This is a genomic window from Ruegeria atlantica (assembly GCF_013033965.1).
In the GTDB taxonomy this organism is placed as follows: Bacteria; Pseudomonadota; Alphaproteobacteria; order Rhodobacterales; family Rhodobacteraceae; genus Ruegeria; species Ruegeria atlantica_D.
The window spans coordinates 160030-176296 of sequence record NZ_WQFE01000008.1; the positions used below are offsets into that span (position 1 = coordinate 160030).

Genomic DNA, 16267 nt, shown 5'->3' on the forward strand with positions numbered 1-16267 from the left:
TTATTTGACTTGAGTGAGCCCGGCGGAGAAACTCTTCCTCAGTTATGAGTGACCGCATTTGCCCGGTTCGCAGCACGCTGGAAAGTTTGATCAGCTAACGCCTGCGACGATTATTCTTCCGTGTCCGGGGCAATGGGTTCTGCGGAGTGTTTTACGATGAAAGCATTGCAACAGCAGCAGATTATTGGAACGTTTCCAACGTCCGTTACCCAAAAACGGTGCTGGTTCATGGAACAGATTCACCCCGGAAATAAGGGGTTGAATTTGGCCGTTCGTTGGGAATTGCGCGGGCCGGTGACAAGCGACATTGTTCAGGCAGCATTTCAAAACATCGTAGATCGCCACGAGATCCTACGCACTCGCTTCGTCGAAAAAGACGGCGAACCTTTGCAAGAGGTTGTCGCTCAGGTCGATTTTAAACTCGACCTCGTCGACATACGAAATGTGCCGGTAGAAAGCCGGGCCGCGCGAATTGACTCGATTGCGATTGCGCATGCTGAGGAACCATTCGACCTGTCGAAGCCATGTTTGTTTCGCGTTGCGATGGTGCCGATCGACTCTGAATGTGCCGCTTTGTTGATTTCAGTGCACAACAGCGTGTTTGACGGGTTCTCGATCGGTGTGCTTGGTCATGAGTTGGGAACCAATCTTCAGGCTATTTTGGCAGGGGCAGAGCCTGAACTACCGGACCTGGCCCTGCAATACGGTGACTATTCGATGTGGCTTGCGGACTACGAAGCAAGCGGCGCAATGGAGGAGGAAAAGGACTATTGGCAGAGCACCCTGCGCGGGATGGAGTATTTTGAACTGCCGCTTGATCGTCCGCGCGTAGCCGCCGAGCCCAATAACAAATCGCTGGCAACCGACCTGCCCTTCGACTTCGAGGCCAACCTCGCGGAAACCGCGAAGGAACTGGAAACCTCGGTCTTTGCGCTGGGTGTGTCGGCATTCAGCATCGCGCTAGAGCGGTTTTCCGGACGCAGCGACGTCAGCTTTGCCATACAGGTAGCCGGTCGGATGGAAGTTGATCTTGAGCCGTTGATCGGGATTTTCACCAACCCGGTTGTCATGCGAACCGAAGTGGATGCGGACACGTCCCTGGTCGACCACAGCAGGTCCATCCGCGATATCGTGAATGGTGCTCTTGCCCATCAAACGCTGCCCTTTGATAAGCTGGTACAAACACTGAACCCGCCTCGGGATCCACTGAAGATTCCTTTGGTTTCAATCATGTTCAACCTTCAGCGCGCATTTTTGAATGAACGCGCCTATGGCGATGTTGAACTGGTTTCGGTTCAATCACATTCACCTGGCACATTGTACGATCTCAACGTCAACATCGTCGGACGCAACTCGGGCTGGCGTATGGTCGTCGACTACAACGGGAACCTGTTTGACGAAGCCACGATTCAGGATTTTTCAAACCTTCTGTTAGAGGTTTTTCACACTCTGATGCATCGCGACAATGCGCCTATTGCGGGTATCGCGCCTGTATGTTCGCCCCAGAACAACCCTGAACCTTTAAAAATTGACGTCCCAACATCCATTGTAAAACCAGTGCAACCGCCGAGCAGGATCAAACCTCGGCTCGCGGCGCTGTGGTCTGATATTCTGGCACTGCCTGTTGAACAGGTGGACGGCGATTTCTTTGATATGGGCGGGTATTCCGTGCTGGCGTTGCAAATGCTTTCGCGCGTTGGTGAAACGTTCGGTACCCGACCCACATTGCATGCGTTTCTGAATGATCCGACATTGGACGGTTTAACCGGCATGCTGGGTCAGATCGAACCAACTATGGAGCACTACGACCCCCCTCCATCCGGACAGGAAGTCAATGGCATCTGGGAAATGGCCGAGCTAAAGCCATCCACAGAATCGGCACCGGTTCTGCTGACCGTCAACCAGCCGTTTCTCTATCATTCTTTGGGCGCCGAAATTTATTCAGATTGCGCTGTCGCGAACTTGGGTATCGCCCATCGGGCGCAGCTAATGAACTTGGCTAAGTCAGGGTTTGATCCCGCAATTGAAATCGCCGCCTCGCTTGTTCAGAGCCGTTATGGCGGACGTGAGATTCTACTCTGTGGTTTGTGTGTGGATGGACGTGTCGCGCTTAGATTGGCGCAACAGCTGCAGGTATTGGGTGAATCTGTGCGCTGCGTTGCTATGATAGACACCTGGGCTCCGGGCGCGGTTCACCAGTTTTCCGGGCTCCAACGCACGCGCGACAAATGGGTCATTCGAATACGCCGGTTTCGGTACTATCTGGGTCTCAGATGGCGCGGAGAAATCGGAACGGCGGATTTGCTTGGCCAGTATAATTTCGCCCAACGCATCCTGTCGCCACTGAAACTCGTACCGACCAAAACCAGCACCGCTGAACTGGTAGATGACACCGTCGATGTGTTGGTGGAATTGACTCGTTTTTATCGGTTTCAGCCTTTCCGGGGAGAAGCCGTCCTTTTCACAACTCGGTCTCAGGCCATGGTTCCCAAGGACGGTGTCCTGGGGTGGTCGGATCTGCTGCCGGCTGATACTGCGGTCTATCCGGTAAATGGCTGGCATGGCGATTCCTTGATGCGTTCCGGATTTAGCCGGATTTCCGAAGTACTGGACGCAAAAGCGCATCGGTTGGAGAGCAGCCGTGCGGGTTAAACGGCTGCGGATCGCGATTGTCACGCCTCAGGAGGGGTTGCGCCTGCAAGACTGGCAAGCGTTGTTGATTGACCGTTTGCGCAGCGATGGGCGCTTTGAGATCACCGGCCAGATCATCGGAGGGGATAATCGACATGACCCGTCAGGAACGTTTCTGACGCGATTTGTGAAAATCGCCGAAAGCATGATGGCCGCACACCGGATCCTGCCGTACGATACTCAATCTGCTGAAGACTACCTTGGTTCTCTGCCTTACACGCAGGACCGGGCAGAACTTGCGCTAGCGCTTGGACCAGTTTCGCTGACGGAATACCAGCTTGCGCAATTGACGCTTGGCGAATGGTCCCTGACCTATGGCGGAATGGCAGACCCGTTTAACGCGGTCATGGTGTCGGGCGCGACATGCGCCCCGCGGGTCGAGGTCAACATCCTCACTCGGTCCTATGAGGACCCCACGCTCCGGCTGTGGCGACAAACAAGTTACAACCGCAAGCCAGGTGCCGTTCTGACAGGTGCTTTTGTCGCCGAGAAATCCGTTTTGTTCATGATGCATGCGCTGGCCGGACTGGCGCAAGACCAGTCGTTGCCAGATGCCGATGATTTGCGCCCGGCTGAAGCCCAAAAACCGGAATTTGACTCGGCCTGGACTTACGCGGGCAATTTTGCATCTGTTGTCGCGGAAAAGATCAGGTCCGAACGTCTGGCCCGATCCGGCAAAGCTCGTCACTTTTGGCAGTTGGGAAGCAGCACCGGGCCAATCTCTGGTTTCCACCCACGACACGCCGTCGCCCTACCCCGATCTGCATTTGTAATGGCCGACCCGTTCCTGTTCGAGCACGAAGGAAACCGCTGGGTGTTTTATGAGGCGATGAATGCGGATAATCACAACGGCTGGATCGAAGTCGCACGCCTGAACGGGGATTGCCTGGAACAGCCAGTGACCGCCTTAAAGCGCCCCTATCACCTGTCATTTCCCTTCGTGTTTCGGGACGGGCAGTCCATTTTTATGATGCCGGAAACGCAATCCGCACGACGGCTTGAAGTCTGGCGAGCGACCCGGTTTCCGGACGAATGGGAACTGCACGCGACTGCATTCGAGGGACAATATTTGGCTGAATCCAGCCTGTTTCGCGACAATGACGAACGCTGGTGGTTGTTGACCAACTTGTCCGATCACTATGCTTTCCAGGATCACTCCAGTGAGCTGTACCTCTTTGAAATCGACGGGCCGGGCTTGAACAAGATAAAGCCACACCCGGATAACCCAGTCGTGTTTGGATCTGAGTCCGCGCGAAATGCGGGATCGGTGATCCGACAGGGAAATAGACTATTCCGACCGTCTCAGAACAACAGCCATGGTGTGTACGGCTATGGCCTGAACATCATGGAAATTATGCGGCTGGACGAACACTGTTACGAAGAACGCCTCGTCCGGCAATTCACGCCCGATGACAGGCCCGGAGTCAGCGGGATGCATCACCTGAGTGTCGTTGGTGACCAGATTGTCATCGACTGGAGCGGCGCAGAATGAACTGGCGTGCGATGATCCCCGGACTGTTTCTGGTCACCTCGGCACTTGCCGAGGACATACCGTTTCACCTGGGTGTTCAGACTCATATGGAGCAGGGATGGAGCAATTCATCCATCCGCCTAGCCCGAGACATGGGTGCCACGCATTTGCGGGACGAAATCGGTTGGGTCACTGCAGAAAAACAGCCAGGCGTTTATAGCTTTGACGTGGCCGACAGATACATGCTGCCCATCATCAACCAGGGCATGACCCCTTTGATCGTTGTCACGGACACCCATCCCCTTTACGACAACGGTGATACCCCGCACAGCAAAGAAGGTCGCGAGGCAATGGCGGCCTGGATCAGTGCAATCTTCAGCCACTACGGCGTGAACAACGTACAGATCGAAATCGGCAACGAAGTGAATGCAGATGATTTCGTCAGCGGTCCGTTTACCGAAAACCCACCTGTTTACTTTGCTGCATTGGTTCGTACAATCCGCGACCGGCTTGATCAGGATCACCCAAAAGCTCGCATCATGTGTTCGGGTTTGAATACAATTGCCATCGGATTTTATCGTGCGTTCTTTCAAGCCGGTGGATTAGATTCTTGCGATGCGATCTCAGTGCATCCTTACCGTGACAACCCCGATACCCTGCTGATCGAGCTGAGCCGATTGACATCTTTGATGGAGGAATTCGGGCGTGCTCGACCAATTTATGTGACCGAATTCGGCCACTGGTTCGACGACCCGAACGACGCCCCGGACTATATGGTGAAGATGGTTTCACAACTGGCCGCGTCAGGCGTCACTGATGCCTACTGGTACGCACTGCTGGATGAGGAATGGTGGCCAAATATGGGCCTGCTGGACGAGAATGCCCGAAACCGCAAACCTGCCGCGGACGCATTTGAGCTGTTACAGAACACCCTTTTGCCCCTTGGACGTCCCGCCACCCGCGCCACGATAAACACGTCCCATGTGTATGAATTCGGAGATGGAGGGAATGGCTTTGTCCTTTGGGGCAGCGGTGCAGAGATCGAAATCTCGGGAACAGCTGACTACTTCGACACGAGAGGTCGGCCGATTGAGGCGATTTCCGCCTTGTCCGACACACCTGTAGTGATCACAGGGCAAGATCTGGAAGTCCGCTTAATCTCTCCGGGCAATACTGCTGACACTCAGTATCAGTTCAACCAGCCACCTTGGAGCTACTTTGTGCGGCGGCCCGAAGTTGGGATCGTTCCGTTGGAGGTCATCGACTGGAGATGGCCCAGCTTTCTGGGTGCCCCAGACCTGTCGCCGCTGAACGTCGGCTTTGACGGCATCACGACGGCACGGTTTGATGACAAACCCTATTCAGTCATTGAACGGTTTACAGCCCAAGCTGCCGGACGGCATACCATCAACGGCTGGTGGCAGACCGAGACAAAAACAGAACCGTCGCGTTTGTTCATACGCCACAACGATAACGATTTGACGGAAGACGGCATCACGACGGACCGTTATTCTCTGCCCGAGCTTGCTCTGGACTTGCAGCCGGGCGATACCATCGACTTTGAAATCGCACCGGCCGGCCCCAATGGTGACAGCTTTACCACGCGGCGGATCAAGATATCGGGACCAGCTGCTGAAACCTCAGAAACCACCCTATCCGACTAAAGGCCACGTCGCGCACCACGCCGGTAGGATTTCAGCGATGGCTTGCGCGGCGCGCTATCATCTTCGGTCCGGCTATCGATAAATGCCGCAAGCCGCGCAATTGAAGGGTACTCCAGCAGGTGCCGCGCCTCGACGTTCAATTCGGCATCAATCATACGCGCCGCAATCCGGAACACCGTCAGAGAATCCGCGCCGAGAGCAAACAGGGTCTGCGAGGTCGAGATGTTCTCGATCCCCAATGCATCTTCCCAAATCTTGGCCATTTTCTTTTCGGTTGGGGTTCCGGGTTCGGTGTAAAGGGCCGTCACTGTGGCCTTAACGTCGGGATCAGGCAACGCTTTTCGATCCAGCTTATCGTTGCCTGTTTTGGGCAGATTGCGCAGGAAAACCCAAGCAGACGGAACCATATAATTGGGCAGTCGATCCGCCAAGGCTGCGCTTAAATGTTCTGGCTTGGGATCATGTCCGGGTGCGGCCACGATGTATCCGACCAGCTGGGTGTCGCCGCGCGGCGATGGCCGCAACGCGGCGGCCGCAGCCTGAACGCCGGCGATTGCGCGCATCGCAGCCTCGATCTCGCCCAATTCAATACGGAAACCACGCAACTTGATCTGACCATCATTGCGCCCCATAACCTGAATCGAACCATCGGCAAGGCGGCGGGCTAGGTCACCGGTCTTATACAGCGTCCGGGACCGCCCGTTCAGACTCACGTCTCGGAATACCGCCTTGGTCAGGTCATCCCGGCGGAAATACCCTTTGGCCAGGCCTGCTCCACCAATGTTCAGCTCTCCCACTGCACCGATAGGCAGCGGTGCGTCATCAGCGCCCAAAACATGCAACTCGGTGTTGGCAATCGGATGGCCGATCGTGATTGGATCATCAGAGTTGACCCGGGATATGGCCGACCAAATGGTCGTCTCGGTTGGGCCATACACGTTCCAAAGGTCTGCGCCATGGGCCAGCAGTTTCGCTGCCAGATCCGCCGGCAACGGCTCGCCCCCTGCCAACAGGGTCAGCCCAGCGCCGGGCTCCAGCCCAGCCTCCAAAAGCATCGTCCACAGGGTGGGTGTGGCCTGGATATGTGTGACATCACCGCGTTTGAGACGTTCAACCAACCGGAAACCGTCCAAAACATCTTCCTGCGCTGCGATGGCGACCTGACCACCTTGCAGCAACGGCAGGAACAGCTCCAACACAGAGATATCGAACATCGTGGTCGTCACCGACAGCATAACCGAGCTTTGGTCGAAGCCGGGCTCATGCGCCATGGATGTCAGCAAGTTGATAACTGCACGGTGGCCAATCTCGACCCCCTTGGGCGCGCCGGTCGAGCCCGATGTGAACATCACATAGGCGGTCGGATCGACCTGATCCCTTACCAAAGCCGGAATACCACCTGGCTTGATCCGGTCAATTTGCAACTCGATCAGATCAAGATCTTGCGCAAACTCAGGCAATGTAGCTTGATCATGCAGGATCGCTGACACATCTGCCGCCTCAAGGATCATACGCAACCGAGACGCCGGTTGGGCATAATCAATGGGGACGTAAGCGTTGCCACTTTTCATAACGCCAAGCAAAGCCGCCAAACACCGAACCGAGCGGGTCATTGCAACGGCAACACGCCCTCCGAACCCATGCACTTGCGCCTGAATATCAGCGGCAATCGCGTCACTCAGCCGATCCAATTCACTGTACGTGAGCTTTTCGTTGTTGTCCTCGGCCGCGACCGCGTCACCACGAGACTTCACGGTTCTGGAAACAAGCTCGTGCAATGTCGGCATCTGAGGCAGGTCTTCAGCCGTTTGATTGACGGTTTCGATCATCCAGTCGCGTTCTTCTGTGGGCTGAACCGCGATCTCGGAAAGCGGCCGCATGGTGTCAGAGGCCAGATCGGTCAAAACCGATTCAAAATACCCGATCCACCGCAAGACAGTGTCTTCGTCATACACGTCGGCGTTGTAGTCAACATCAACGCGCAACCCATCTCTACGCTCGACCACGTTGAAGAACAGATCGAAATTGGCAGCTGATTTTGGATTCGGCGACATGGTTGCCCTTAGCGGCCCCATCTCAACGGCTTCGCTCAGGCGCTCGAGGTTAAACTGGATCTCGGTCAAGGGAAGACGGTTCAGCGTGCGTTCTATATCCAGATCGCGCACAAGCGTTCCGTACGTGTATTCCTGATGGTCGAAAGCACTCATGACCTTGTCTCGCACCTGGGATAGAAACTCAGCTGCTGGCACGTTTGGGTCCTGGATGGTGCGGATGGGCAGGAAATTCACGCAATGACCAACCATATCGCTGTTATCCAGCAGCGCCTGACCACCGGTTGGAACACCCAAGACCAGATCATTTGATCCTGTCAGGCGTCCGAAAACAATCTGCAGCGACGCGAACAATGTGGCAAACAGCGTGCACCCATGCGCCGCACCAGCCTTTCTTGCGGCCTGAGAGATGTCTTCCGGTATGAACGCGGTACATGATGCGCCGGCGAAAGTTTTGATGGCAGGCCGGGGTCGGTCGGTTGGGATTTCTGGCAGCTCAACGGGTTCTGCGTACTGTTTCCGCCAGTAGGTCTCTGTTGGTGCCAGATTTTGCTTGCTGGCTTGCGCGGCAGCATAAGCGGCAAACGACGGTGCCGGCGCCAGATCGACGGACAGGCCCATTACCTTTTCGGCATAAAACGCCGCAAGATCCGAACCCAGCACATTAAATGACCAACCGTCGCACACGATGTGATGCGCGTTTATCACCAGTACATGGTCTTCTTCAGACAAACGGGCAAGAAAAGCACGCAAAGGTGGGCCTGAAATCAGGTCGATTTCAGTTGATGAGTCCCGTTTTACTAGTTCATCCAATCCTGCTTGGGGATCAGCCTGAGCACTCAGATCCTCCAGCGCCAAAGGCAATTCGTACGGTTCGAGGATGTCGAAGGTTTCTCCGGTTTTGGCGAAGACCATCCGCAATCCGTCATGTCTTTCGATCACCCGGTTCAGCGCGTGCTGAAGCGCCTTTGAATCCAGCGGGCCCTGGAGTCGCAGAGATACGCTTTCGTTGAAACTACAAGAAGCGCGCGCGCCAAGCTGGCTGGTCATCCAAACTTCGCGCTGTGCTTCGGTCAGCGGGATCCTCTTGGTCGGTGAACCGACTAGTGGCACAGGCTCGGCGGGGCGTGCTTCACAGTCGCCCACCAAGATTCCAACAGACCTGAGTGTATCAACGCTGGATTCGAACGCTGTCACAACCGCCTGGAAGTCTTGGTCGGAATGGGCTGTCGTAAAGATGCACGGATAGCCAACCTGCAAATGAACGCCAGCCATCCTCATCAGAGGGAAGAACAGCGCCGCGTTTGGATCGTGATCCGTCAAGTTCGGTATGAACCAACTGGAATAAGTTTCCAGCAAGCGTGGCAGGCCGCGTGCCTCAAGTATGTCATTCATCTGACCGACGGCTTTGGCCGTGCGCTCGGCAGTGCCTTGCCAGAGGTCTTCGCCGTGCGCCTCAATATGATCCAGTGTTGCACCAACAGCTGCAACCACTAGTGGATGGCGTACAAAGGTTCCCGCAAAGAAGGTCGGAGACGCCTCGGGCACTGAGTCATCGCCGTACTGCCACATGCCGCCATCCAGTGCGTCCATGAACCGGGCAGAGCCAGCCAGCATGCCGATTGGCATACCACCCCCGACCACCTTGCCGTAGGTGGCCATGTCCGCCTGTATATCCCATTCTCCCTGCATACCTCGGAGACCAACACGAAAACCGGTGACGACCTCATCAAACACCAGCGCGGTGCTGTTTTCGCCCGTGATCTCACGCAACTCGCGCACAAAGTCCTTGGGACGCAGTTCGGGATGTCGACTTTGCACAGGCTCAACGATGACGGCTGCAATATCGTCGATGTTTTCGCGAATCCACGCCGCGCTTTCCGCCACACCATAGGGCAGAACGACCATGTTTGAGAGGCTGGATCGAGGAATGCCCGGCGCAATGGGCAGCGCCGCGGGGGTGTCACCACCCCGACTTTTGCCTTTGACCAGAACCTCGTCAAATTGACCATGGTAGTCGTTACCGAAGACTACAATGCGTTCCCGGCCTGTGACAGCACGGGCCAATCGCATGGCGGCCATCACCGCCTCGGACCCTGTATTGCAGAACGTTGCCCGCTCGTGGCCCACAATCTTTGCAAACCGTTCAGCCACCGGACCGGCCAAATCGCTTTGGGGACCAATGGCAAACCCCCGTTCCATCTGTTTGGCCACGGCATCAACAACAAAGTCCGGAGAATGACCGAACGCCGTCTGCCCAAAACCGTTGACCAGATCAATGAATTCATTACCGTCGATGTCCCAAATCCGCGATCCCTTCGAACGGTCACATACAATCGGGAACACCATCTCTTTCCACTCGGAACGGAAGCCCGCAGCCGATCGTGGGTCAGCCATGACATGCCGATAGCTCTGGACGTAATCCTTGGATTTGGCGTGCCGTGCGCTGACGCGAGCAGCAAGGTCCTGTGCAAAAGCCAATTGCTCGGGTGACAATTCACCGCCGGACGCATTGGTCGCGCGACCGATCGAAAATCCGGATTTCGACTTGGACTTTGCTGACCCTTCGTCTACGTCCTTGGCTTGCAACCGGGCTGAAACCAGAGGCACGCTGGCTGTGTCAGCAGCCGCCTTCGGCTGAACACCGGACAACACCTGAAGCTGCTGCGCAAACAATGTCTGCATCGCAGAAACCTGCGCCTGCAGGACCGAGGCCACCGATCCATCGCCGGGTGGCTGATCACTCCCCGACGAAGTGGTCGCGCCCAAAGTAACGGCAGGCGCTGCATTGCCCGACCGAGCAGGTACGACCGTATCGGGTTCCTGTACAACGGTTTCAACTGGCATGGCTTCATCCAGATAATCCACCACCGCCGCAGTCGTCGGATAATTGGCCAGCAATTGGCGGAATGTCAGATCGACCCCGTAATCCGCAGTAAGTCGTTGGGTAACCTGCCCCAAAAAAAGGGAATCAAACCCAAGTTCCAAAAAAGTAGCCGTTGCGTCATCCGGCCCAAGATCTTCGCCAGACACATCCCTCAAAATAGCCAGAACTTCGTTGGTCAATCGCGACCTGCGATCAATCGGCTCGGCAGGAGTTGAACCTGGCACAGCCGGCATCTCACTGCCGCTAGAAACAGAATTCATCGGCAACGGGGACTGAGCGGCCACAGCGTTTTGCCGCGCCGTGTTCGAAGATGCGGGGCCATCCACCCAGTGCAGATTGCGCTGAAACGGATAGGTTGGCAGCGGCACTCGTTTGTTGCCGCGCTGACCGAGCTTGTCCCACTCAACTGGAACTCCGCAGCTCCACAAACGGCCCATTGCTGTCGCCATCGCCACTTCGTCGGTTTGCGGGCGCGTATGGTCCGGAAGGGATTGCACGATCGCAACTGATGCATCACGGGACAGGGTTTGTGCGCTGAATGCCGAAAGCGTGTTTCCCGCGCCGACCTCAAGCAATGCGGTTGGTCCGTCTTCCGTAAGCTTGGATATAGCCAAACCGAAGTTCACCGCAGCGCGCGCTTGATTGGCCCAATAGGCCGGATCGGTGCATTGACCGTCGGTCACCCAGTCGCCGGTGACACAACTGACATATGGAACTCGCGTTGGTCGCAATCTCGTTTCTGCAATCGCGCTTTCGAGCGCATCACAAACCGGATCCATCATACGAGAGTGGAAGGCATGAGACGTGTGCAGGCGCGTACATGGTATGTCGGCCGCCTTCAGTCGTTCCTCAATCGCATCAATCGCATCAAATTCGCCGGCCAGCACATTTAGGCGCGGCGCGTTGCACGCAGCAATATCGACAGTTTCGTCCAGATGCGCCTCAAGTTCGTCAAGCCGCGCGCGTACCGACAGCATCGCGCCGCCGGGTTGAGCCTGCATCAACTGCCCACGTTTTGCGATGATTGACAGGCCTGTTTCAAAGTCCATCACGCCGCCAAGCGCCGCGGCTGTGAATTCACCAACCGAATGCCCGATCATCGCTGCCGGGGTCACCCCTCGGGCCATCCACAAACGTGCACAGGCGTATTGGGTCAGGAACAAAGCGGGCTGCGTCAGTCGGGTTTCGCGCAGCGCGCGCGCAAGATCCTGGTCGCTAGGATCGCCAAAGCAGAGCATTGTTTTGACGTCCATTCCAAGAACAGGGCGCAGGATTTCCGCACCCTGATCAATCCACCGAGCAAACTCGGGCTCAGCACGGTACAACCCACTGCCCATGCCGGGGTATTGAGAGCCCTGACCAGGGAACATGAATGCAACCGACGGGTTATCCTGCAATACCGGCTTTCGCACAGCCGGCGCCGAACGCAGCGCGTTCACCACCTCTGCCCGATCACCTCCGGCAACGGCCTGACGGAATTCAAATTCAGCGCGGCCTTCCTGTAGCGTATAGGCGACATCAGCCAAGTGTGGTGCGTCGGGCTGTTCCAGCGCGTCGGCCAACCGATCCTGCATTTCAGTCAGTGCCTCAGGTGTCTTGGCGGACAAAACAATCGCCTGAACACAACGATCCTCTGCATCGCGCGGTAGACCCGGAGCTTCTTCCATCACCAAATGCACATTGGTCCCACCTACTCCGAATGAACTGACGCCCGCTCGGAATGGACCATCCTGTGCCCACTCAGACACAGAGTCCGGGACCCTGAACCCCGATCCATCCAATTCGATCCGTGAATTCAGCGTGCTGAAATTTGCCACCGGTGGGATTGTGCGGTGAGTCAGCATCAGCGCGGTCTTTATCACCCCGACCACCCCTGCCGCCGCGTCCAGATGGCCGATATTCCCTTTGACAGAACCCAACGTGCATCCACCATCAGAGTGCACGTCCCCAAAGGCCTGACGCAATCCTTTAATTTCAATCGGATCACCCAGTGGGGTCGCCGTTCCGTGGCATTCAATGTACGACACAGTACCAGGCGCTATGCCTGCATCCTCATGCGCGCGGCGGATTGCATCAGCTTGCCCAACTACGGTTGGCGCAGTGTACGAGATCTTGTCGGCCCCGTCATTATTGATGCCAGCACCACGGATAACCGCGTGGATATGGTCTCCGTCGGCAACAGCGTCCTTCAAGCGCCGCAAGGCCACGACACCGGCGCCATGCCCAAACACCGTTCCGCTGGCTTGCGCATCAAACGGGCGGCAAACGCCATCATCCGACGCAAGCCCGCCTTCCTGCGCAACATACCCGCGATTTTGCGGAAAGGTGATCGAAACCCCACCAGCCAAAGCCATATCACATTGCCGGGACCGCAGGGCCATCATCGCCTGAGATACCGCAGTCAATGAACTGGAACAGGCTGTCAGAACCGTCATAGATGGACCCTTGAGGTCCAACTTGTAGGACACCCGGGTCGCCAGGCAATCGCCCAGGTTTCCGGTCATTTCGGCAAACTTTCCGGTCTGATAATTCGACGTGAAGTCCTCTGATCCTTTTCGGTCACCCAGAACATTGTGAATCAGGTAGGTGTTCATTGAGCACCCTGCATAAACTCCCACGGGCATGTGCATTCGCCACGGATCATGTCCACTGTCTTCTAGCGCGTGATAGCAGATCTCCAAAAAAATACGCGCCTGAGGGTCGGTGACGGCAGCCTCTCGGGCGTGCATGCCAAAGAATTTGGCATCGAACATGCCCGCATCGGGCAAGCCCGGACGGACAGGAACATAGCTGTCTTTTGCCCGCTCCTCGGGCGAGAAACTGTCGTCCAGTTCTTCTGCTTGGAATGGCTTGATCAAGTTGTCGCCGTTCCGGATATGTTTCCAAAACTCATCCAGTGAGTTCACACCGGGCAGCTTTGCGGCCATGCCAACAATGGCAACTGCGTCTTCTGGCAGGTCTGGTTGGACAGAGGTTACTTCGTGACGTTCCGGCTGGGGATCTGCACTCGTCACATCTACAGGGCCTTTTACAGCAAGATCCGCAATCGCTGTCGACAATGGCCCCAATCGTGGCGTCTCAAACATCAGGGTGATGTCGAAAGTCACGCCCAAACGCTTCGTGATTTCTGCATGCGCGCTTATAAGTTGCAAAGATGTGCCGCCAGCCTCGAAAAAAGTTGCAAACTCGTTCAAAGGGCCACAACCAAGTTGTTCGTCATAGACCTTGGCAATGATCGCTTGTACTTCGGTCGCGCCCATCCTGGTGCGCTTCGAGCGGAACGCAACAACGGTATCGGTTTCGGCTTCGTCCTCAGGTGCCTCAACACTGCGCACCAATGCTTTGCGGTCGATCTTGCTGTTGACGGTCAAAGGAAACTCGGCCAGCACCCGGTTCACCCGAGGCAGGCATCCGTCCGGAAGCACCTTGCCCAGTTCATCCATAACATCGCTAGTAAAGGCCTTTTGATCCGCAGGCATTTCCCCCGCGGGTTTCAAAAATGCAGCGATCCGCTTATCGCCTGTTTTTGCGGTAATCAGCGCAACGGCGGCGTCGACCAACATTGGAATTTCACGCAGATGGTGTTCGATCTCATCCAGCTCAATGCGGCGCCCGCCGATCTTTACCTGTCTGTCGACGCGCCCGAGAAACTCGTAAACACCGTTGTCACGACACCGGGCCAGATCTCCGGTCAGGTAGACTTGGCCACTGCGACCCTGGCGCGGATCTGGAATAAACGACTCTGCGGTACGTTCAGGCTTGTTGAGGTATTCTGTTGCAACGCCGGGACCTGCGGCCACCAGTTGTCCCACATCCCCAATCGGCAGCTCCTTATAATTTTCATCGACAACAAAACACTCGCAATGGCCTGTTGGCAGGCCGATGGGTATGGACCCACCGTCCAGATCTTCCGACGTCACAAGATGCATCGTGGTAAATACCGAATTTTCAGTCGGGCCATACCCGTTGATGACTTCGATGTCCGGATAGGCATTCATCAATTGGCGCACATGCGAAGAAGACAAGACATCGCCGCCGGCACCAAACTGTCTCAACCCACCCAGCGCATCCAGATGATGCTCGATCATCAGATGCGACAACCCGGTATAGAAGTAAGCGACATTGACGTCGTAGCGCGAGATCGTCTCAGCCAAAACGCCCAAAGCAGGTTTCGGTTCGGTGACAACAGCGACCGCTCCGCCGTTCAAAAGAGGCGCCCAGATTTCCCAGGTCGAAACGTCGCAAGCAATGGTCGAGTTGGCCAGAGACACATCTCCGGGTTTCATCTGACCAGTCGGTTGATCATATCCCAAGCGGGTAATGGCCCTATGAGGCAGAACCACACCTTTCGGCTGCCCGGTCGATCCAGATGTATACATGATATAGCAGGAATCGCCGCCTGCTCTGGTCGGAAAATAGTGATTGACCGCAGGTTCAGAATTCAACATTTCCCGAATGTTCAGGCGGGGAATGTCGCCCGAAGCAAACTCAATTGCCAAGTTTTCATAGGGCTCTTCCCACAGGAGCGCCGAAGGCTTTGAGTCCCCCACCACATAACCCAATTGCTTGGAATCGTATGCGGGATCCAAGGGGACATAGACGCCGCCTGCGCGCATAATCCCGCACATGGTCAGGATGGCCTCAGGCGTTCGATCCGTAATCATCACGACATTGTCGCCAGGTCGTACGCCCCGGCTCATCAAGTGACTGGCTATTCTGTCTGCGGCGGCCGCCACCTCTGCATACGTATACTGCCGACCACCACCCATCAGGGCGACTTTATCCGGTACGATAGAACAAACTCGCAAAAAGCTCTGATACAAGTCCAGCGCTGGATCAAATTTCAATGAACGCAATGAGCCTTCAGCAACACCATTTAACATAGCAACCCCACACAACAATCAGAGGGGATCTCGCAGCGCTCGACGCAATAAAACCACGCCTTCGGCCTTGCCCTACGAAATTTGCATACACCCCCTCAGGCGAAAAACGTCGGCAAATAATAACGAATTGGATGGAGGCTAGGGTATTGCATGACTGTGTGGCTGTCGACTCTTCGCTGTGTCAGGTTGAAACCAGCGCGGAACGGATGTTTCAAGCTCTGGTAGCATGACCTACATAACATTGAAAACTAAATGGAAAACTATGTCTCGCAGCGCATGGGTTCACCTGTAAGCAGTGACTGTACCTAGCACTCAACCATGAAGCGCAGTCTAATGTGGACTCTTGGATTGGTATTGTTTCCATTTTAGACACAAAAGTCGCGCGCGTTCCTGCCCGTGCTTACAACCTCGGCCAATCTAAAACGTGAAGAGTTTAACGATTCGACCCGTCTGCGAAGCTACGCGATCATGTTGCGCGCCTTTGGGGTAAAACCTCGGAACAGTCTAAGGTTCTGATAATCTGGAATACTTCCAAGAAGCAGCATACAACGAATTGGAACGTTACAACTCTTGCCACCCTTGTTGTTCGGCAGAGAGTCTCAATTCCACATCGGTGTCGC

4 protein-coding genes are annotated in these 16267 nt (G+C 55.8%); 3 read left to right on the plus strand and 1 reads right to left on the minus strand.

The features are described 5' to 3' along the window. The first annotated feature begins 156 nt into the window (after positions 1–156). The 3 genes from GOW16_RS15260 to GOW16_RS15270 are packed head-to-tail and all read left to right on the plus strand — an operon-like array spanning position 157 to position 5826. Positions 157–2652: a condensation domain-containing protein gene (locus tag GOW16_RS15260; protein ID WP_170416491.1), complete on the plus strand. Its 2496-nt coding sequence runs from the start codon at positions 157–159 to the stop codon at positions 2650–2652. Next, on the plus strand, positions 2642–4183 hold the full coding sequence (locus GOW16_RS15265; protein ID WP_170416493.1) for a glucosamine inositolphosphorylceramide transferase family protein: 1542 nt from the start codon (positions 2642–2644) through the stop codon (positions 4181–4183). The genes GOW16_RS15260 and GOW16_RS15265 overlap by 11 nt, the downstream gene beginning before the upstream one ends. Beyond that, positions 4180–5826 carry a hypothetical protein gene (locus GOW16_RS15270; protein WP_170416494.1) on the plus strand — a complete coding sequence of 549 codons (1647 nt, stop codon included), beginning with the start codon at positions 4180–4182 and terminating at the stop codon, positions 5824–5826. Before GOW16_RS15265 ends, GOW16_RS15270 begins: the two co-directional genes overlap by 4 nt. Here the strand turns inward: GOW16_RS15270 and GOW16_RS15275 are convergent. Beyond that, positions 5823–15620: a non-ribosomal peptide synthetase/type I polyketide synthase gene (locus tag GOW16_RS15275; RefSeq protein ID WP_170416496.1), complete on the minus strand. Its 9798-nt coding sequence runs from the start codon at positions 15618–15620 to the stop codon at positions 5823–5825. The two genes, GOW16_RS15270 and GOW16_RS15275, sit on opposite strands and share 4 nt — an antisense overlap. Positions 15621–16267: the final 647 nt, after the last annotated feature.